Annotated in this window: 2 protein-coding genes; one reads left to right on the forward strand and one right to left on the reverse strand. The window is 61.8% G+C overall.

Features of this window, described 5'->3' with window-relative positions:
* The first annotated feature begins 71 nt into the window (after positions 1-71).
* Positions 72-1,493: an IS66 family transposase gene (locus F2P46_RS35575; protein ID WP_229509597.1), complete on the forward strand. Its 1,422-nt coding sequence runs from the start codon at positions 72-74 to the stop codon at positions 1,491-1,493.
* 68 nt (positions 1,494-1,561) lie between these two features.
* On the opposite strand, the gene F2P46_RS35580 is transcribed toward F2P46_RS35575, so the two are convergent.
* Positions 1,562-1,783 (reverse strand): hypothetical protein, encoded by a 222-nt coding sequence (locus F2P46_RS35580; protein WP_166882682.1) that lies wholly within the window; start codon positions 1,781-1,783, stop codon positions 1,562-1,564.
* Positions 1,784-1,841 lie beyond the last annotated feature (58 nt).

Consider the following 1,841-nt stretch of genomic DNA (forward strand, 5'->3'; position numbering starts at 1 on the left):
GTAACTGTTTAGCCCTGACCGTTGTAAACGCGCAATTGTAAACATTCCGATATCCGGGCATGATGCCGGTCATGGTAAAACTTGCCCCTCTTCCCGACCTCTCGACTCTCTCGCATCCCGAAAAAGACAAGCTGATCGAGAAACTGCACGCACAGGTCAAAGAGGCCTTGGCCGGTAAATCGATCCGCAAGGACAGCCACAATTCCAGTGTGCCGCCGTCGGCCGATGGCTTGAAAAAGAAGAAAACGAAATCCTTGCGCAAGCCCTCGGACAAGAAGGTCGGCGGGCAGCCGGGCCACGACGGAACGACGCTGATGCAAACGGCGCAACCGACCGAGATCGTCGTCCATCCACTGCCGAGCCAATGCGATCATTGCCACCACCAATTGCCGGCCGATGGCGCCCGCGTCACGGCGCGCAGGCAAGTCATCGACATTCCGCTGGCGCCGCGCGAGGTTGTCGAGCACCAAGTCCTGGAACAGGTTTGCCGCTGCGGCCGGGTGCACGTCGGCGCCTTTCCCGGCGCGGTCACGGAGACGGTGCAATACGGCCCGAACGTGAAGGCGCTCGCCGTCCATCTGATCCATGGTCAAATGCTGCCGTACGCGCGCGCCGCCCAGTTGCTTGGCGACTTGTACGGCATCAAGCCGTCGACCGGCACCTTGCTCGCCTGGGTTGCCGAGGCCAGCGCCGCTTTCGGCGGGACCGCAGACACGATCGCAGGACAATTGCATGCGGCGGCGCTGGTGCATGCGGACGAGTCGGGCCTGCGCGTGGCCAAGACACTGCACTGGCTGCATATCGCCGCGACCGCCACCCATACCTGGTACGGCGTGCATGCCAAGCGCGGCATGGAGGCGATCGCCGCGCATGGCATCTTGCCAAATCGGCTGGGCGTTCTCGTGCACGATTGCTGGGCGCCGTACTGGACGCTCGATTGCATACACGCCCTGTGCAACGCCCATTTGCTGCGCGAACTGGTCTATGTGCAGGAACTGACCGGCCAGGCTTGGCCCGAGCGAATGGGCAAGTTCCTCTGCCAAACCAACGCGCTGTGCGAGGCGGTCCGACAAAAAGGCATGGTACTGAGCGGCGCCGACGTCGCCGCCTTCGGCACGCTTTACGATCAGATATTGCGCGACGGCGAACAGCGCAATCCCGAAGCGCTCAAGCCATCGGGCAAGCGCGGGCGCGTCAAGCAGTCGGTCGCCTTCAACCTGTTGCGCCGCATGCGCGAGCATGCCGATGCCGTCTTGCGCTTTGTTCATGACCCCGCCGTGCCCTTCACAAACAACACCGGGGAACAGAGCGTGCGGATGCCAAAAGTGAAGCAAAAAATCTCCGGCTGCTTCCGCACACTCGAAGGCGCCCGGCACTTCTGCGTTATCCGCACCTGCCTTGCCACACTACACAAGCAAGGTCACGGGATGCTCGACGCGATGCGCCGCGCATTTGCTGGCAACCCCATCGTCCCGGCCGCTTGCTCACCCTGAACGGCGAACAGTAAGCGCCCCACCTCATGTCGTCGACGACCTGCGTCGCCACATCGCAAACATCAAATTTACTCGCTGTCGTCCCCGGGCTTGGCCGGCGGCGTCTTGTTCGCTTCGCCTGCCAAAAACCGTGGGCGATCAGGGCGCCAATGCGCCGATTCCGCGGCATCGAGCTTAGCGTGCTCTGCGCGCACGCGCGCATGCAAGCGAAGAATGAGGCGATCCTTTTCCGTGGCGGAAAGCTTGGAAAGATCTGGAAGGGGGCGCAGTTTTGTCATGATCAGCATCATGGACCGATTTCAAGAAACGAACAACTCTGGCACGTGCTCGCTCAGGCTAAACAGTTAC

The organism is Massilia sp. CCM 8734 (genome assembly GCF_011682155.1).
GTDB classification, from domain to species: Bacteria; Pseudomonadota; Gammaproteobacteria; order Burkholderiales; family Burkholderiaceae_D; genus Telluria_A; species Telluria_A rubra.